Genomic DNA, 16,654 nt, shown 5'->3' with positions numbered 1-16,654 from the left:
CCATGTGGGACCTGTCCTGCCCCGATTGGGAAGACCGTATCCGCAGCGGGCGCTCGCTCATCCCTGATCTACCGCTGATGAGCGAAGAGGCCGAACTGGCGCTTGCCATGTTCGACGAATTGGAATTGCCGGACGTGCCGGGCACGCCGCCGATGCGTGACGCCTGTGGACTGTGGTTCCGCGAGATCGTCCGCGCGGCCTTCGGTTCATGGGACCCTGTTGCCCGCGTTCGGTACATCCGCGACATCTTCGCGATGCTCCCGAAGGGGCAGTCGAAAACGACGTATAGCGCCGGGCTGTTGCTCATCATCATGCTGATGAACATCCGGCCCCGGGCGGAGGCCCTCTTCGTCGCGCCGACGCAGGCGATCTCGGAAAACGCCTATGACAAAGCGGTCGGCATGATCGACCGCAAGCCCGAGCTCAAGCGGCGCTTTCTGCCGCGCGACCACATCAAGACGATTGTGGATCAGGCCAACGGCACAGAGCTTCGGGTCAAGACGTTCGACGTGAACATCCTGACGGGCAGCATCCTTATCGCTGCCCTGGTCGACGAGTTGCATCTGCTGGGACGGAACGCCCACACGACGAAGGTCATGCGCCAGATCCGGGGCGGTCTTGAGAAGACGCCGGAAGGGCTGCTGATCATCACCACCACGCAGAGCGACGCTGCTCCCGTCGGTGCTTTCAAGGACGAGCTGAAGTTCGCCCGGAAGATGCGCGACGGCGAGTACCGCGGGCGCGATGTCCGGCAGATGCTGCCGATCCTTTACGAGTTCCCGCGCGACATCGCTGCGGACCCGGCGAAGTGGAAGGACCCTGACAATTGGGGTCTTGTCATGCCGAACCTCGGCCGCTCGGTGCAGCTGCCGAGCCTGATAGCCGACTGGAACTCGGAGCAAGAGAAGGGCGACCACGCCATCAAGGTGTGGGCCTCGCAACATCTCAATATCGAGATCGGCGTCGGCATCGCCGACGATGGCTGGCGCGGAGCGGACTATTGGGAGCTTCGGGCCGATACCGGGTTGACGCTTGAATCCCTCATCGCCCGGAGCGAAGTGGCCGTCGTCGGGCTCGATGGCGGCGGCCTTGATGACCTCTTCGGGCTGTGCGTCATCGGTCGCGAGAAGGTCACCAGGCGCTGGCTTGTCTGGAGCCATGCCTATGCGCACCCGAATGTTCGCGAGGTGCGCAAGGATATCGCGGCGACGCTGGACGATTTCGAGGCCGAGGGTTCGCTGACCTTTGCCGAAGTCAGCGAGTATCTCGCCGAGATCGCAGCGATCGTTGCGCTGCTGAAGAGCGAGGGCCTGCTGCCGGCGAAGGACGCGGTTGGGTTCGACCCGAACAATATCGCCGCGCTGATCGATGCGCTGGCCGCCTGCGGGATCGAAGGCCCGATGCTGAGGCGGCTGCTGCAAGGCCCCGCTCTTTCGCCTGCCCTCTGGGGGCTTGAGCACAAACTGAGCGACGACACGGTGAGCCATGCCGGCCTGGCGCTCATGAACTGGTGCGTGGGGAACGTGAAGGTTGAGGTGAAGGCGAACGGCAACATGGCCACCAAGCAGGCGGCCGGCCGCGCTAAGATTGACCCGTTCATCGCCATGCTCTGCGCCGCCATCCTCATGAGTTGGAATCCGACGGCGGCGGGGGCCGGGATGGCCGGGTTCTTCAAGTCACTCAAGGGTGCGGCGGCATGAGCATGATGACGAAGATGCTCGGCGCCGTGGGGCTCGCTCGCAAGTCCGAGGTGACGCGGCTGATGACGACGCTGCGGCCGGACGGGTGGTATCCGTCCGGGCACACGGGCTTTTCCGACGAGGTGGTGACCTGGCGCGGTACGCTGGCCCTGTCGACGGCGTGGGCCTGCGTCAACCTGCTGGCCGGCACCGTAGCCTCGCTGCAGTTCCTGGTCTATCGCGGCAGCGCCTCCGGGGTGGCGGATGAGGCGCCCGATCACCCACTGTACCGCCTGCTGCATGACAGCCCCAATGCCGACCAGACCGCCGTCGACTTCTGGGAGTTCGTGTGCGTCAGCCTCGAGCTTTGGGGTAACGCCTATGTGCGAATCGTTCGCTCGGGAGCGCGCATCGTCGCCCTGATCCCGGTCATGCCCGACCTCGTCGCGGTGCGTCGCGAACGTAACGGGGGCCTCTGGTATCGTTGGACGGATGAATTCGGCAGCTTCGATCTGCCGGCGGCGGAGGTGCTGCATATTCGCGGCTTCGGTGGCTCACCGCTCGGGGGCATGTCCACGCTGAGCTTCGGCCGGAACGTGTTTGGCCTGGCGCAGGCTATCGACCGATCGGCCGGCGGCTTCTTCAAGAACGGCATGCGCCCGACGGTGCAACTCGTCTTCCCCGAGTGGCTCACGGAAGAGCAGCGCACGCTCGCCAACGACATTCTCGTCGAGAAATACATGGGCGCGGCCAATGCCGGCCGGCCCTATGTGGCCGAGGGCGGGGTCAAGGCCGAAGCCATCCAGATGAAGCCGGACGATGCGCAGATGCTGCAATCCGGCGCGCGCTCGGTCGAGGAAGTGTGTCGGCTCTTCGGCGTGCCGCCCTTCATGGTCGGGCACACCGAGAAGTCGACAAGCTGGGGCACGGGAATCGAGCAGCAGACGCTCGGCTTCCAGCGCTTCGCGCTGCGGCGCCGCGCCAAGCGGATCGAGGCGGCGATCGAGAAGCAGCTGCTGACACCGGCTGACCGCGCTGCCGGGATCACGGTCGGGTTCAATTTCGAGAGCCTGTTGCGCGGGGATTCGAAGGCGCGGGCCGCCTATTACGTCGCGATGCTGAACGCCGGCGTGTTCACCATCAACTATGTGCGTCGGCTGGAAGGCCTGCCGCCGGTGGAAGGTGGCGACGTGCCGCGCATGCAGGCCCAGAACATACCCATCACCGAGGCGCGCGGCATCGGCGACAACGGTGGGCCACCGATGGACGACGAGGACCGGCCGCCGCGGGAGGACCCGGAATGAAGATCAAGGACTCAGGCCAGCATAGGACCAAGAGCTTCGCGCTGCAGGTCAAGGCGCTCGGCGATGACGGCACCTTCGAGGGCTATGGCTCGGTGTTCGGCAATGTCGACAGCTATGGCGAAAAGGTCATGCCGGGCGCCTTTGTCGAGAGCCTGGCCCGCCACAAGCGCGAGGGCTCCAACGTCCTGATGCTGTGGCAGCATGACCCGTACCAGCCCATCGGCGTGTGGGAAGACCTCGCCGAGGACGCCAAGGGGCTGTGGGGCAAGGGCCGGCTTGTGCTCGATGTCGAGAAGGCGCGCGAGGCGCACGCGCTGCTGAAGGCATCGGCCATTGGCGGCCTGTCCATCGGTTATCGCGAGGAAGATACCGATCAGGACGGCGCCGTGCGCCTGCTGAAGAAGCTGTATCTGCACGAGATCAGTCTCGTGTCGTTCCCGGCCAACCGCCGCGCGCGGGTGGAGTCGGTGAAGTCCGCCGACCGCATGGAGGATTTCGCCCGGCGACTGCGCGATGGCGACCCCATGCCGATCAAGGAATTCGAGGACATCCTGCGTGATGCAGGGGTCCCGAAGGCCATGGCCGTACAGATCGCCTCTGTCGGCTATGCGAAGGCCATTCGGAGCGAGTCCGAGGGCGAGAAGGCGAATGAACCGGCCGCCTTCCTGAAGGCGCTTCTGGGCGGCTGACCCCGACCACCTCCCCTGAGGATATCATCATGACGACTACCCTTCGCGGTGCGGGCTCCGTGGCCCGCCTCGGCGCAGCCCTGTGGCGTGGCGCCCCCATCATCTGCTTCGACCCGCCGAACGATCAGGGCAACAAGACGGCAGCCCAGCTGGCGGATGAGGTGAAGGCGGCCTTCAAGACCTCGGTCGACGCCGTCAAGGCGATCGCAGAGGAAGCCCTCGGTAAGGCCAAGGCCGGCGAGACGGCCAGCGCTTCGCTGAAGGAGAAGGCCGACGAGGCCCTGATCAAGATGAACACGCTGGGCGAGCAGGTGGCCCAGATCGAGCAGAAGCTCGCGCAGGGCGACACGCGCCCCGCCGCCGAGAAGTCGATCGGTGAGCAGTTCATCGAACAGGAGGGCGTGAAGAGCCTTGCCTCCGCGCCCTCCGGCGGCCGGCGCGCCGACATGCGGATCAAGGCCACGATCACCTCTGCCACTTCGAACGCCGCGGGTTCGGCGGGGGCCGGCGTGCAGACGACCCGACTGCCCGGCATTCTCGAACTTCCCCAGCGCCGCCTCACCGTTCGCGACCTGATCACCCCCGGCCGGATGGACGGCTCCTCGCTGGAGTACGTCAAGGAGACGGGCTTCACGAACAATGCGGCGCCGGTTGCGGAGGGCGCGGCTAAGCCGTCGTCCGACCTGAAGTTCGGCCTCGTCACCACCAGCGCAAAGGTCATCGCGCACTGGATGAAGGCGTCGCGCCAGATCCTCGACGACTTCTCGCAGTTGCGCTCGATCATCGATCAGCGCCTGCTCTACGGTCTCGCCTACAAGGAAGAGGCGCAGCTTCTGAACGGCGACGGAACGGGCCAGAACCTGCACGGCATCGTTCCGCAGGCCTCGGCATATTCGGCGCCCTTCGCGCCGGATGGTGAGACGGCGATCGACACGCTTCGCCTTGCCATGCTGCAGGCGGCGCTGGCCGAATATCCCGCCACGGGCCATGTGCTCCACCCTATCGACTGGGCCGCGATCGAGCTCACCAAAGACACGCTCGGCCGCTACATCGTCGGCAATCCGCAGGGCACGCTGGCGCCCACTCTCTGGAACCTGCCTGTCGTCGCCACCCAGGCCATGGCGCAGGGCGACTTCCTGACCGGCGCCTTCCGGCTCGGTGCCCAGGTCTTCGACCGCTGGGACGCGCGCGTTGAAGTCGGTTTCGAGAATGACGACTTCACCAAGAATCTGGTGACCGTGCTCGGCGAGGAGCGGCTGGCGCTGGCGGTGTATCGCCCGGAAGCCTTCATTTACGGCGATCTGCCGACCCCCACTGCGCCCTGATCTCAATAGCAACGGAGGCGGCGCAGGCCGCCCCCGTTCATCCTTCAGGAGAGGCCCATGGCGAAGCTCACTTACACGGTTGCCCGCCGGCACATGGCCGAGCGGCTCTATGAGCGCGGCGAGACGCGGACGGCCGAGGCGAATGAAGTGGCCCATCTGGTCCGCGCCGGCGTGCTGACGCCGCCGGAAGATGGTGAGCGCGAGGCCAAGGCCGAGGCCCCCTTGCAAAACAAGGCCGAAGGTGCGGCGCCGCGCAACAAGCGGGTGCGGGCGTGATCATCACCCGCATCGGGGACCTTTCGCCGCTGGTGTCGTTGGCGGAGGCGCGCGAGTGGCTGCATGTCGATCACGGGGACGAAGACGACACTATCAGGGCGCTGATTGCCGCAGCACAGGCCCATATTGACGGCCCCCCGAACATTTACGGCCGGTCGATTTCCCGGCAGACATTGCGGCTCGACCTGCCGGGGTTCCCACGGCAGGTCCGCCTGCCCTATGGGCCGGTGCGTGCCGTCACCGCCGTGAAGTATCGCGATCCGGCCGGGGAGCAGACGACGCTTCCCGAGGCCGGCTATGTCGTCGCTGGCACGATCCTCGTGCCGACCGGATCATGTCCCGCGACGGCCTGCCGGCCGGACGCCGTCAGCGTCACCTATTCCGCCGGCTATGAAGACGCCGAGGTGCCTGAGGTTTTCCGCCTCGCCATCCGCATGATGGTCGCCGAGTGGTTCAACAACCGAGAGGAAGGCACCGACGCACAGCGCTTTGAGGTTCCCTTCAGCGTGCGGCGTCTGCTCGGCCCCTATCGGGTGCTCGGATGAGCCGGCAGACGGGTGCCGGGCGCCTGCGGGAGCGGGTGCATTTCCAGTCGCGCACCGTGGTCGATGATGGCTATGGCAACACGCGCGGGGCCTGGGTCACCCGCTTCACCGTCGCCGCCGGCTTGAGGCCGCTGCGGGGCGGCGAGCAGGTGATGGCTTCGCGCCTGCAGGGTGTGCAGCCCTATGTGCTGACGGTGCGCCAGAGCAGCCAGACGCGGGAGGTGGCGAGCGACTGGCGCGTGGTGGACGCGCGGGACGCCTCGCGGGTGTTTGCCATCACCGCGCCGCCGACCGACCCGGACGCGCTGGGGCTGTGGCTGGACATCCTTGTCACGCAGGGTGAGCCGGGCTGATGGCGCGCCGCACGACGATCCTCGGGCTGGCGAAGCTGGAGCGGAAGCTCAAGCGCCTGCCCAAGGTGGCGGAGGCCGAGATCCGCGCGGCGATGGAAGCCGTGGCGGATGAGATCGTGCGCCTCGCGCGCTCCCTGGCGCCGGAAGATGACGGCGCGCTGCGCGCCAGCATCGGGTGGACGTGGGGGGCGCCGCCTCGCGGCTCCATCACTCTCGGCAAGGTGGCCCGCTCCTCGCTCGGCAAGGGACTGACGATCACGGTCTATGCCGGCAACAGCGAAGCCTTCTATGCCCGGTGGGTGGAGTTCGGCACCGCACCGCATGTGATTGGCGGGTTGTTCGCCGGCTCACAGCATCCCGGGACGCGGGCGCAGCCATTCTTCTACCCGGCCTTCCGGGTCAACCGCCGGGCAGCGAAAGCGGCCATTCGCAAGGCGAATCGTTCGGCCGCCCGGAAAGTCGCGAGGGGAGGATGAACGTGACCGATCCGACCCTTGCCGTGCAGGGCGCGCTCGTCGCCCGCCTGAAAGCGCTCGACACCGAGGCCGGCGTGCGGGTCTACGACCAGCCGCCGGGCAACCCGGTGCTGCCTTACATCACCATCGGGCCGGGCCAGACGGTGCCGATCGATGAAACCTGCTGGGACGCCTCAGAGGTGTTCGCGCAGATCGATGTCTGGTCGGTGGAAGACGGCTATCCGCAGGTCAAGCGCATCGCGGGCGCCCTGCGCGAAGCCTTGCACGACCAGCCTTTCGCCCTCCTCGGCCATGTCTGCGACCGGGTCGAGGTGCGCAGCGTGACCTATTCCCGCGAACGCGACGGGATCACGAGCCGTGCCCGCATCGAGCTTCTTTTCACCACACAGCCGGACTGAGGAGCCTTCCAATGGCCAAGACGCAGAAACTGCTTATCGAATTCGGTGACGGCGAGGCCCCTGAAGAATTCGCCTTCAACTGCTCGATCAACACCACCCGCGAGTTCACGCTCGAGGCTTCCACCGTCGAGGCCACCGAACCGAACTGCGTTGACCCCGACGCCCCCGCCTGGGTCGCCCGCGTGGTCGATACGCTGTCCGCCGGCATCACCGGCGAAGGTACGATGGACCCGATCTCGTGGGGTGCGCTGCGTGATCGCATGCTGGCGGCCGTGGCCTTCAACTGTCGCATCACGCTCGATCTGCCGGGCGCGCAGGGTGGTGGTCACTTCCAGGGCGCTTTCATCATGACCAATCTCGGCGTTGCGAAGGAAGGGCGCGGCTTCGTGTCGTGCTCGGTCTCGCTGGCCAGCGATGGCGCCATCGTGTGGACGGATGCCGCGTGATGGACGGCTCGGCAAAGGTGAGTTTCGACTGGGGCGACGGCGAGCACGCTTTCCGCCTCCCCATCGGTGGGCTGCGTAGCCTTCAGACCAAGTGCGAGGCGGGGCCGGCGCAAATCCATGCGCGGCTGGTGGATGGCTCGTGGCGGGTGGATGATATCCGCGAGACGATCCTTCTCGGCCTCATCGGTGGCGGCAAGACGCCGACCGATGCCCTCGTGCTCGTGCGGCGCTTTGTCGACGAGCGCCCGCTGGTGGAAAACGTGCTGCCGGCGACCGTGATCCTCGGCGCCGCCCTCACCGGCGCGGCGCGCGACGCGGTGGGGGAACGGGCGGCCGGGAAGACCTCGACGAAGGCGAAACGCGCCTCGTCTTCTCGGCGCTCTACGGCACTGGCGCGGTGATGGGATTCACGCCGCGTGAGGTGGACGACATGAGTCTGTGGGAACTCGCCGCTTGCGCGGCCGGCTATGCCAAAGCCCACGGCGCCGAGGACAAGCCGCCGGCGCCGACGGCGGAAGAGCATCTGGCGCTGGTGGAGAAGGTCAGGTCGCGGCGGCTGAACTGAGTGGCGCGTTCTCTCTATCGGCGCCGCGCCAAGGCGGATGGGTCATCAAGCGGGATCTGCGGACGCACCGGCGCATCCGACATGTGCACACTCCGGCTCTCACCTTTCGTCCGCGCCGCCTCTCTTGCGATATCCCTGATGTCGGCAACGTACTTCATCAACATGGCGAGCGGAACGCATAGTATTCCAAAGCCAAACGATATGGAGCCAAGTATTTCGTGCACTGCCGACTTGGCGATGGCCCAAACCAGTATCCCGCCAAGGATCTGAATTATTCCAACCAGCAATAACAAACTGCTCACTTTGCGCCTCCCGACGGGACCAATATAATGGCGACCGACCTCGAAAAACTCGTTGTGCAGATGAGCGCGGACATGAAGTCCTACGAGCGCGAACTGCAGCGCATGAATGGTGTCACAAACCGTCAAGCCCGTGCCATCGAAAACCGCTTTTTCCAGATGAACCGTCGGCTCGACGGCATTGGCCGCAATGTGGCCAAGGGGCTGATCGCGCCGCTGTCAGGGATCGGGGCGGCACTGTCCGTTCGCGAGGTTCTGGCCTATGCGGATGCGTGGACCAGCGCGAAGAACAGCCTTGCCGTGGCGGGCGTGACCGGGCGGGCTCAAGCCGAGACGCTCGACCGGCTTTTCGAGAGTGCCCAGCGCAACGCGACGCCGATCGGCGCTCTGTCCGACCTTTACGGCAAGGCGGCACAGGCCTCAGACAACCTTGCCGCCAGCCAGGACGACCTCCTGCAATTCAGCGACGGCGTGGCGGTGGCGCTGCGCGTGGCGGGCACCTCTGCTAGCGCGGCCTCCGGGGCTCTCACGCAGCTGGGGCAGATTCTGGGGTCGGCCCGCGTGCAGGCGGAAGAGTTCAACAGCGTGAATGAGGGCGCGCGGCCGATCCTGATTGCGGTGGCGAACGGCCTCGATGCGGCCGGAGGCTCGGTCAACAAGCTGAAGCAGCTGGTGAATGACGGCGAGGTGTCGGGGCAGGCGTTCTTCCGCGCCTTCCTGCGCGGTCTTCCGGCGATTCAGTCGATGGCGGCGAACGCCACGCAGACGATCGACCAGGGTATGACGAAGGTGAATAACGCCTTCACGCGGTACATAGGCGAGACTGACGCGAGCCTCGGCGCCTCGCAGCGCTTGGTGCAGGGGCTCAACCTGCTGGCGGATAACTTCAACAACACCGCCGATGTCGCCCTTAAGCTCGCGGGCGTCATAGCTGCCGCGCTCGTGGGGCGATCCATCGGTGGGATGATCGCCAGCCTTGGGCTCGCTGTGACGGCGGTCGGAAAGTTGACCCTCGCGCTTCGTACCGCTGCTACGGCAGGCGGTGTGGCCGCCGCCATCGGCGGGTTCACCTCTGTGGCGGGGCCTATCGGCCTCGTGCTCGCCAGCCTGACGGCGGCCCTTTATCTTTTCGCCGATGGGCAGAGCGCGGGCGAAGAGCAGACCAGCAAAGTCAATGCGGTGCTGCGCGAGTTGGGGCTTATCGCGCCCGACGCAGCCAGCGGAATCGACGCGCTGGGCGCGTCGATGGATCAGCAGGCCAAGAAAGCCGACGATCTGCGCACCAAGCTGGAGCTGTTGCGTCGGGAGCGGATGCGGCAGGAAGCGCCGAGCGATCCGAGCGTCTATGTCGCCACCAGCGGCGAGGATATCGAGGATTATCTGACGTGGCTCGGTGATGTCTCCCGCTACATGGACGCGATCGCGGAGAGGGCGCCCAAGGAGGTGGTCGACACCTTCATCGCTCTCGGCCGCCAAGCGCAGGTGGCCGGCAGCGATACTGAGGCGATCCTGAAGCAGATGAATGCCATCAGCGACTTCAAGGGCCTCGACGCGCCGACCCTCAAGCTGGTCGAGGCTCTGAAGGACGCAGTGGCGCAGTTGGCATTGGTGCGCGAAGGCGAGCGCCAGCTGGCGGCGCAGGTGGGCGCCATGGACTATGCCGCGCAGAACCCCGGCGAGGCCGACCGCGAGACCCGCAGGGGCTATGCCCGTTCGCCCCTCGCAGAGTTCGCCCGCAACGCGCCGCGCCCGCCGGACATGCCCGACGATATCGCCTATGCCCGTAACACCGGGAAGGCGCTGAAAGGCACTGGCGGGCGGACCAAGGTCGACCGCAACGCGGACGACTACAAGCAGATGACGGCGGCCATTGCCGACCGTACCGCCGCCATCGAGGCGGAGACGGCGGCGCAGGCCGGGCTCAACCCGCTGATCAATGACTATGGTTTCGCGGTTGAGAAGGCGCGGGCGGAGTATGACCTGCTTTCCTCCGCCCAGCGCGCCGGCCTGACGATCACCCCCGAGCTTCGGGAGCAGATCGACCAACTGGCGACGGCCTATGCCTCGGCCTCGGTGTCGGCGGCGCAGCTGGCGGAACAGCAGGGAAAGACCCAGCAGGCGGCGGAGAATTTCTCCTACGCAAGCCGCGACGTGCTCGGCGGGTTCGTCTCGGATCTGAAAGCCGGCGTCGACGGGGCGGTGGCCCTCGCCAACGCCCTCGACAATGTCGCCGACAAGCTGCTCGACATGGCGTTGAACGCGCTGTTCGACCCGACCGGCGGCGGGTTCCTGGCCAAGCTGTTCGGTGGCATGGCGCAGGGCGGGCCGGTGAGCGGCGGCATCGGCCGCGCCGCCACGGGCGGGCGTATCCGTGGGCCGGGCACCGGCACCAGCGACAGCATCCCGATGATGCTGTCGGATGGCGAGTATGTGGTGCGGGCGGCGCAGGCGAAGAAATTCGCCCCGCTGCTGGAAGCCATCAATTCCGGCCGGATTGGCAAGATGGCCGCCGGCGGCCTGGTGGGCGGGGCGCCGCGCATTCCTACGCTGGCGGGCATGGGGCGGGGCGGTGACCGGTTGAGCCTCTCCATGCCGATTTCGATCGATGCGCGCGGCGCCACCCCTGACGCCGTGGAACTGCTGACCAAGAGGTTCGACAAGTTCGAGAAGACCCTACCACGGCAGGTGGTTCAAACGATCCAGCAGGCTCGCCTGCGCAATACGAAGATCTGATATGGCGCTCACCTTCCCCCGTCCGCTGCCGGAATGCGGCCTGCGCAGCGGCACGCTCACGCTGGCCGAGAATGTCGCCATGTCGCCCTCCGGCAAGGGCGCCTTCGCCAACCTGACGCAGGTGAACGATCCGGTGTGGCTGTTCGCCGGCGAAACCTACACCCTGCGCCCGGCGCTGCGAGCGGAATGGGGAGCGTGGAAGCTGAGCCTGCAGGGCGGGCTGCGCAGCTTCCTCGCCTCCGACAGCCGGCGCCGTACGCCGCTGGCCTATGCCGGTGCGCGGGCGCCATCGGACATCAAGGCCGGCTGGGCGGGCACGGCGGTGGTGGTGACGCTCGGCACGGCGGGGGTGCTCACCCTCTCCGGCCTGCCGCCGCGCTACCGGCTCACGCCCGGTGACCGGATCGGCATCGAGCAGGGCGCGCCGCTGCGCCGGGGCTACTATGAGGTGATCGAGGGGGCGGATGCCGACGCGGCGGGAGCGGCCACCGTGACTGTGGCGCCGTTCCTTCACACGGCGCTGTTCACTGCCGGCGCCGTGGCGCGGCTGTGGCGCCCTGTGTGCGAGCTTGTGCTCGATTGGACCAGCGGCGGTGACGAGAACGGCGCGCTGCCGAGCCTCGGCACTTTCACCTTCAGCGCCTGGCAGAGGATCTAGGCCATGATCGTGCTGCCCGAAGACGTGCTCGCCCTGCTCGATGCCGGGCGGATTTCCATCCGCGGCATGATCCGCTTCGCCTTCGGCACCGGCCAGTATGGTTTCATCCGCGCCCAGCAGCCGCTCACCTGGGCGGGGCTGACCTATCAGCCCGGCGGGCTGATCGCGGTATCGGACCTCGCCGGCGACGTGGACCGTTCGGCCGGCGGCTTCACCGTCACGCTGGCCGCAGCGCCCGGCGGGCTAACGCCGGCGGTGCTCCAGAGCATCGAGGCGGAGGAATACCGGGACCGTCCCGTGACCGTGTACGACGCCTATTTCCACCCCGACACCGGGGCGCTGCTGCATGTGCAGCCGATGCGGCGCGGCTATGTCGACGTGATCGCGCATGAAGACGATCCGTCCACGGGCTATACCATCTCGGCCGCCTGTGAGAGCCGGGCGCTCGACTATACCCGGCGCAATGAGCGCCGTCGCACCGTGGCCGATCAGGCGCGGCGCGCGCCGGGCGACCTGTTCTTCGAACACTGCGCGATGCGGGGCCGGGAAGAAATCTTCTGGGGCCGCGCCCGCACCGTTTCCGGCAGCGCGCCCGTCGTCGCCGGGCGCGGCTTCATCGCTGGCGTCACCAACGTCTGATCTTTCGCACATCAGGGAATCGACCATGCGCGTGAAGGGCTGGGAGCGTGCGCTCCGGCTCGTCGTGGAGAAGCATCTTGCGCTCCCGACGCAGTACGGGGTGAGCGACTGCTATGTGATCGCCGACGACGCCGTGGAAGCGGTGACCGGCGCGCGGATGTTCCGGGACGCTCGGCGCTACCGCACCGCCAAGGGCGCCGCCCGGGTGCTGCGCCGCCATGGCTTCCTGACCGTGGAAGACGCCTTCGCCGATCGCTTCCCCGCCATTCCGGTGGCGCAGGCGCAGCGCGGCGATATCGGCGTGATCCACCAAGGCAATGGCGAGGTGTCCGGCGGCGTGTTCACCGGCTCCGGCTTCTTCACCCGCGGGCCGGCGAGCGCGCTGGTGCTGCCGATCTCCGCTGTCACTCGCGCCTTCCGGGTGGCCTGATGCCCTTCATCGCTCCTGTCGTCGCCGCCATCGGTGCCGGTGCCGCTGCGGTCGGCTCTTTCGTGGCGGGCATCGGCGTCGTCGGCCAAGCGGTGCTCGGCATCGGCCTCAGCGTGGCGGCGAGTTACGCCTCCAAGGCGCTCGCCGGCAAGACGCCGAAGACGCCCGGCGGCGTGCAGTTCGAGCGGCAATATGGCGGCGCGGTGCCGCGGCAGGTGGCCTGCGGGCTGGTGGGCATCGCCGGGCACGACACCTATTGCAGCACCTATGGCCCCGCCAACTATGAGATGCACCAGCTTTACACCCTGTCGGATTACCCGAGCGACGGGCTGTCGCGCGTCGCCATCAATGGCAAGTGGGTGACGCTGGAGCCGACGGAAAGCAGCCCGGCGCGCGGGCGGGTGGTGATGACCGGACCCTTTGCCGGGCTGGTGTGGATCAAGTTCCTGGACGGTCGGCAGACGGCCGCGCTTTCGCCGCTGGTCAACTTTGCCAACCCGGTGGGGCGCTGGACGGCGAACCATATCGGCATCGGCCAGACCGCGGTGCTGGTGAGCATGACGTTCAATGATGAGCGCAATTCGTCATTCCCCGACTTCTTTTTCGAGTTCCGGGGCGCGCGCCTCTATGACTGGCGGAAGGATTCGACCGCTGGCGGTTCCGGCCCGCATCGCTGGGATGACCCGTCGACGCATGAGTTCAGCGAAAACCCACAGGTGATCGAGTACAATTACCGCCGAGGGTTCGCGATCAATGGCGATATGTTCTGCGGCATGGGGATGGCGCCGGCGGACCTGCCGCTCGACAAGTGGACGCCAGCCGCGAACATCAGCGATGAGGCGACCGATTACGGGCCGCGCTACCGCTGCTCGATCATGCTCGACTGCACGGCCGAGCATGGCGAGAACATCGCCTCGATCCAGATGGCGTGCGGCGCGGCGACGGTCGACGGCATAGCCGGCTCCTGGCCCGTGGTGGGCCACGATCAGCCGGTGGCGATCACCTTTACCGATGACGATCTGATCTCGACCGCGCCGGTGCGCTGGCAGGCGCGGCGCTCCATGAGCGAGCTCGTCAACTCGGTTGCCGGCAAGGTCGCCAGCCCGGAAGAAGTCTGGTCGATGGTGGACTATGAGACGCAGACCAGCCCGGTGCTGCTGGCGCTCGACCGGCGCAATCGTGACCTGACGATCGACTTTCCGCAGGTGCGCGTGAGTGGGCAGGCTGCGGCGCTGGCGGCGATCTATTTCAAGGAGAACCGGTATGAGGCGAGCGCCGAGGTGACGCTGCGCCCGCGCTTTCTGGTGCTCGAGCCGGGCGACTGGGCGCGCTGGAACAGCGCGCGGTATGGCAACCGGGTGTATCTGGTGAAAGCGGTGACGCTGGTTTCACTCGACGGCGAGGGGCCGCGCAATGTGCAGCTGACGCTCGAGGAGCGTGACGGCTCGATCTATGACGGCGTCTCCGCGCCGGTGGTGACCCTGCCGCTGCCGCCCGGCGCGCCTGCCTACCTTGCCGAGGTGCAGTCCTTCACGGCGCTCCCGATCCTGCTCACGGGGACGGATGGGCGCATGCAGGCCGGAATCCGCGCGGCCTGGGAGGCGGTGGACGATGTGACCGTGACCGGCGTCGACCTGATGTATTTCCCGACGGCCCAGCCGGATGCGGTGATCCTGCGCAGCGTGCCGGTGAGCCAGACGGTGGCGCTGCTCGACGGCGTGCTCTCGGCGACGCAGTACCGGGTGCGCACGCGGCTGGTGACCGATCCGCCCCGCACCGTTGGCTGGAGCGTGGGCGAACTCGTCACGACCAGCGACCTGCCGGACCCGGATTTCGGGGTGTATCTCGACCAGATCAAGGGTGATGCCTACCGGGCGCTGCTGTCGCTCCGGGCCGATATCAACGCGGCCGGCCAGCGGCTTGACGATCTGGTGCGGCAGACCGCCGCCGGCATGGGAGCGCAGGCGCGTGACACGGCGGTTGCCGTTCGGGCCGGGAATGCCAACGCCGCCGCGCTGGTGGGCCTCTCGGCATCGGTGACCGATCTCAACGGCGTCGTGACCGCCAATGCGGAGGTCGTCAGCAGCCTCAGCGCGCAGGTGGGCGACATCCGCGGCGAAGGCCTCTGGAAGATGGAGGTGGTGGCTGGCAGCGGGGACGTGGTGGCTCGTCTCGTCATCTTCATGCGGGCGACGCTCGCCGATGAATGGGTGGAGGTTGGCACGGCATGGGAGACGGGATTTAGCGGGGGCGAGCCTTTCGCCCGCGTCACCAACTTCGCCACCCAGTACATGGTTGTGAACCCGCTCGACAACAGCGCGGCGCCGCTCTTCGTCGTCGATGCCGCGACGGATCAGGTGGTGATCAATGTCGGGCTGCTGAGGGTTCCCACCCTCTCTGCCCTATCGGTGGACGCAGGCGAACTCACCGCCGGCATCATCCGGTCGACCGACAGCAAGACCGTCTTCAATGTGGCTGCCGGCACGCTTCGGATTTCGAGCTGAGCATGCCTGATCAGATTTTTATCGGCGCCATGAATGGCGTCGCCCGCCTTCGAACGGTGGTTCCGGGGTTCGACGCTGCCGACCCGTCCCTGCCGGAGCGCTATGTGACCTTCGACAGCACCAACATCGGCAGACTACGTCTAGTAGCTAACGGCGTCGTGGCGTCGAACTCCCTACCAAATCTGACGCTGAACTACGGCAACGGCTGGCAGCGAGCGTGCAAATGGATGGTCAATCCCGCCGCGAATCTGGCGACGCCTGTGCTTGCCTGGGCTCGTCGCGGCTCCGGAACTCTCACGCTGTCTTCGGGTGCTTTCCAGTCTTTTCAGCGGGGCTATCTCACGCTGAGTGTGTCCCTGACAGCGGCGAACATGTATTTCTCACCCCAACTGTCGGGGGTCGATTATCTTTACTACCTGTTCGGGAACGCCGGCTCTTCCGCAGAAGCGGGTGGACCGAACGGCGTCATCTTCGGAAAGCATGATGCCTACGGGCACGGTCTGTTTATTTCGAAGCCCGGTTTCGACGTCGACACCTGCTCGCTCGATGATATGCCGCTGACGACCCGGCGAAACCACTTCCAGATCTACGAAACCGGGCTGGCTAGCGCGACAATCGGCGTGACTGCCGGCCCGTTCATCGACTATCTCTACAATGGTGCCAGCATCATAGACCTTGAGGGGTCATACCCTCACTACCCGCCTGTGATCGTCTACCGCATGGGCGAGCCATCGACGGGGGCGCACACCGGCGTTTTCTGGATCAACCCGAGCCGCATTCTGGTCACCGGGGCGAGTTCGGGGATCCCATCTCAGGGCATCCCCGCTGTGCAGGTCAGATATGCCGTCATTGCTACGGATGCCGCGTACACGCCTGGCGTCGATAGCGTCGAGGGGATCACTAGGTGTTTCATCTCACCAGAGCATGGCTTGGCGGTGACCAAGCACAATGTTGACTTCGACAGCGCCGGCGAGAACGATTTCATCTTCAAGTCGCGACGCTTAAGCCCTTATCTCAAAGGGTACGCGCAAATCGCCGGTGGTCTTTCAACAGGGGTATACTCACTTCCTTCGCCGCCTCCGACAGGATCTGGGCCGCCGTTCAACTTTTTCATTTTGCAGGATGGCCTGAACCATTGGTGGTGTGGTTGCGGCAATCACAACATGACCGAGGTTCTTCAATGGAACTCGGGCATTGGGGCCTATGTCGCGGCGCCGACGACGAAAGCGTGGGTCTCGTCGAGAACGACCTATAGCTGGCTGAGGCCGGCGAACTCCGGCGTTTCTGTCGGCTTTCACGCGACCATGAACGTCTCGGATTTCTAGACACAAAGGA

The 16,654-nt window shown here is 66.4% G+C and carries 18 protein-coding genes; all 18 read left to right on the top strand.

Features of this window, described 5'->3' with window-relative positions:
- Positions 1-2: 2 nt before the first annotated feature.
- Complete coding sequence (locus AAC979_RS07740; protein ID WP_371346234.1) at positions 3-1,700, top strand: terminase TerL endonuclease subunit; 1,698 nt, start codon at positions 3-5, stop codon at positions 1,698-1,700.
- Complete coding sequence (locus tag AAC979_RS07735) at positions 1,697-2,983, top strand: phage portal protein (protein WP_371346233.1); 1,287 nt, start codon at positions 1,697-1,699, stop codon at positions 2,981-2,983. Before AAC979_RS07740 ends, AAC979_RS07735 begins: the two co-directional genes overlap by 4 nt.
- Entirely contained in the window at positions 2,980-3,672 is a 693-nt protein-coding gene (locus AAC979_RS07730) for an HK97 family phage prohead protease (RefSeq protein ID WP_371346232.1), read from the top strand. The genes AAC979_RS07735 and AAC979_RS07730 overlap by 4 nt, the downstream gene beginning before the upstream one ends.
- A 29-nt stretch (positions 3,673-3,701) precedes the next feature.
- Positions 3,702-4,997 (top strand): phage major capsid protein, encoded by a 1,296-nt coding sequence (locus AAC979_RS07725; RefSeq protein WP_371346231.1) that lies wholly within the window; start codon positions 3,702-3,704, stop codon positions 4,995-4,997.
- Positions 4,998-5,054: 57 nt separating this feature from the next.
- A complete protein-coding gene (locus tag AAC979_RS07720; protein WP_371346230.1) occupies positions 5,055-5,273 on the top strand; it encodes a hypothetical protein in 219 nt (72 codons plus the stop codon).
- Positions 5,270-5,818, top strand: coding sequence for a head-tail connector protein (locus AAC979_RS07715; protein ID WP_371346229.1), 549 nt, complete (start codon positions 5,270-5,272; stop codon positions 5,816-5,818). The genes AAC979_RS07720 and AAC979_RS07715 overlap by 4 nt, the downstream gene beginning before the upstream one ends.
- A complete protein-coding gene (locus tag AAC979_RS07710) occupies positions 5,815-6,171 on the top strand; it encodes a phage head closure protein (RefSeq protein ID WP_371346228.1) in 357 nt (118 codons plus the stop codon). The genes AAC979_RS07715 and AAC979_RS07710 overlap by 4 nt, the downstream gene beginning before the upstream one ends.
- On the top strand, positions 6,171-6,647 hold the full coding sequence (locus AAC979_RS07705; RefSeq protein WP_371346227.1) for an HK97-gp10 family putative phage morphogenesis protein: 477 nt from the start codon (positions 6,171-6,173) through the stop codon (positions 6,645-6,647). The genes AAC979_RS07710 and AAC979_RS07705 overlap by 1 nt, the downstream gene beginning before the upstream one ends.
- Positions 6,644-7,045, top strand: coding sequence for a DUF3168 domain-containing protein (locus AAC979_RS07700; RefSeq protein ID WP_371346226.1), 402 nt, complete (start codon positions 6,644-6,646; stop codon positions 7,043-7,045). Before AAC979_RS07705 ends, AAC979_RS07700 begins: the two co-directional genes overlap by 4 nt.
- Positions 7,046-7,056: 11 nt before the next feature.
- Entirely contained in the window at positions 7,057-7,491 is a 435-nt protein-coding gene (locus tag AAC979_RS07695) for a phage tail tube protein (protein WP_371346225.1), read from the top strand.
- The gene (locus tag AAC979_RS07690) at positions 7,491-7,892 is read left to right on the top strand and encodes a gene transfer agent family protein (RefSeq protein ID WP_371346224.1); all 402 of its coding nucleotides are present in this window, start codon (positions 7,491-7,493) and stop codon (positions 7,890-7,892) included. The genes AAC979_RS07695 and AAC979_RS07690 overlap by 1 nt, the downstream gene beginning before the upstream one ends.
- Positions 7,892-8,056 (top strand): hypothetical protein, encoded by a 165-nt coding sequence (locus AAC979_RS07685; RefSeq protein WP_371346223.1) that lies wholly within the window; start codon positions 7,892-7,894, stop codon positions 8,054-8,056. The genes AAC979_RS07690 and AAC979_RS07685 overlap by 1 nt, the downstream gene beginning before the upstream one ends.
- A 329-nt stretch (positions 8,057-8,385) precedes the next feature.
- Entirely contained in the window at positions 8,386-11,088 is a 2,703-nt protein-coding gene (locus AAC979_RS07680; protein WP_371346222.1) for a tape measure protein, read from the top strand.
- A 1-nt stretch (position 11,089) separates the two neighbouring features.
- Complete coding sequence (locus tag AAC979_RS07675; protein ID WP_371346221.1) at positions 11,090-11,746, top strand: hypothetical protein; 657 nt, start codon at positions 11,090-11,092, stop codon at positions 11,744-11,746.
- Positions 11,747-11,749: 3 nt separating this feature from the next.
- Entirely contained in the window at positions 11,750-12,385 is a 636-nt protein-coding gene (locus AAC979_RS07670; RefSeq protein WP_371346220.1) for a DUF2163 domain-containing protein, read from the top strand.
- A 25-nt stretch (positions 12,386-12,410) separates the two neighbouring features.
- A complete protein-coding gene (locus AAC979_RS07665) occupies positions 12,411-12,815 on the top strand; it encodes a hypothetical protein (RefSeq protein WP_371346219.1) in 405 nt (134 codons plus the stop codon).
- On the top strand, positions 12,815-15,319 hold the full coding sequence (locus tag AAC979_RS07660) for a phage tail protein (RefSeq protein WP_371346218.1): 2,505 nt from the start codon (positions 12,815-12,817) through the stop codon (positions 15,317-15,319). The genes AAC979_RS07665 and AAC979_RS07660 overlap by 1 nt, the downstream gene beginning before the upstream one ends.
- 2 nt (positions 15,320-15,321) lie before the next feature.
- Complete coding sequence (locus AAC979_RS07655; protein WP_371346217.1) at positions 15,322-16,644, top strand: hypothetical protein; 1,323 nt, start codon at positions 15,322-15,324, stop codon at positions 16,642-16,644.
- The last annotated feature ends 10 nt before the right edge of the window (positions 16,645-16,654 follow it).

The organism is Ancylobacter sp. IITR112 (assembly GCF_041415945.1).
Lineage (GTDB): Bacteria > Pseudomonadota > Alphaproteobacteria > Rhizobiales > Xanthobacteraceae > Ancylobacter.
The sequence above is the reverse complement of the archived record's forward strand: the minus strand, read 5'-3'. Positions and strand labels throughout refer to the sequence as shown.

What these genes read in the sequence shown, in the direction of transcription:
- AAC979_RS07725 (WP_371346231.1), top strand. Translation starts at nt 3,702, where the DNA reads ATGACGACTACCCTTCGCGGTGCGGGCTCCGTGGCCCGCCTCGGCGCA.
- AAC979_RS07700 (WP_371346226.1), top strand. Translation starts at nt 6,644, where the DNA reads ATGAACGTGACCGATCCGACCCTTGCCGTGCAGGGCGCGCTCGTCGCC.
- AAC979_RS07655 (WP_371346217.1), top strand. Translation starts at nt 15,322, where the DNA reads ATGCCTGATCAGATTTTTATCGGCGCCATGAATGGCGTCGCCCGCCTT.
- AAC979_RS07710 (WP_371346228.1), top strand. Translation starts at nt 5,815, where the DNA reads ATGAGCCGGCAGACGGGTGCCGGGCGCCTGCGGGAGCGGGTGCATTTC.
- AAC979_RS07740 (WP_371346234.1), top strand. Translation starts at nt 3, where the DNA reads ATGTGGGACCTGTCCTGCCCCGATTGGGAAGACCGTATCCGCAGCGGG.
- AAC979_RS07735 (WP_371346233.1), top strand. Translation starts at nt 1,697, where the DNA reads ATGAGCATGATGACGAAGATGCTCGGCGCCGTGGGGCTCGCTCGCAAG.
- AAC979_RS07675 (WP_371346221.1), top strand. Translation starts at nt 11,090, where the DNA reads ATGGCGCTCACCTTCCCCCGTCCGCTGCCGGAATGCGGCCTGCGCAGC.
- AAC979_RS07705 (WP_371346227.1), top strand. Translation starts at nt 6,171, where the DNA reads ATGGCGCGCCGCACGACGATCCTCGGGCTGGCGAAGCTGGAGCGGAAG.
- AAC979_RS07730 (WP_371346232.1), top strand. Translation starts at nt 2,980, where the DNA reads ATGAAGATCAAGGACTCAGGCCAGCATAGGACCAAGAGCTTCGCGCTG.
- AAC979_RS07660 (WP_371346218.1), top strand. Translation starts at nt 12,815, where the DNA reads ATGCCCTTCATCGCTCCTGTCGTCGCCGCCATCGGTGCCGGTGCCGCT.
- AAC979_RS07695 (WP_371346225.1), top strand. Translation starts at nt 7,057, where the DNA reads ATGGCCAAGACGCAGAAACTGCTTATCGAATTCGGTGACGGCGAGGCC.
- AAC979_RS07685 (WP_371346223.1), top strand. Translation starts at nt 7,892, where the DNA reads ATGGGATTCACGCCGCGTGAGGTGGACGACATGAGTCTGTGGGAACTC.
- AAC979_RS07690 (WP_371346224.1), top strand. Translation starts at nt 7,491, where the DNA reads ATGGACGGCTCGGCAAAGGTGAGTTTCGACTGGGGCGACGGCGAGCAC.
- AAC979_RS07670 (WP_371346220.1), top strand. Translation starts at nt 11,750, where the DNA reads ATGATCGTGCTGCCCGAAGACGTGCTCGCCCTGCTCGATGCCGGGCGG.
- AAC979_RS07665 (WP_371346219.1), top strand. Translation starts at nt 12,411, where the DNA reads ATGCGCGTGAAGGGCTGGGAGCGTGCGCTCCGGCTCGTCGTGGAGAAG.
- AAC979_RS07720 (WP_371346230.1), top strand. Translation starts at nt 5,055, where the DNA reads ATGGCGAAGCTCACTTACACGGTTGCCCGCCGGCACATGGCCGAGCGG.
- AAC979_RS07680 (WP_371346222.1), top strand. Translation starts at nt 8,386, where the DNA reads ATGGCGACCGACCTCGAAAAACTCGTTGTGCAGATGAGCGCGGACATG.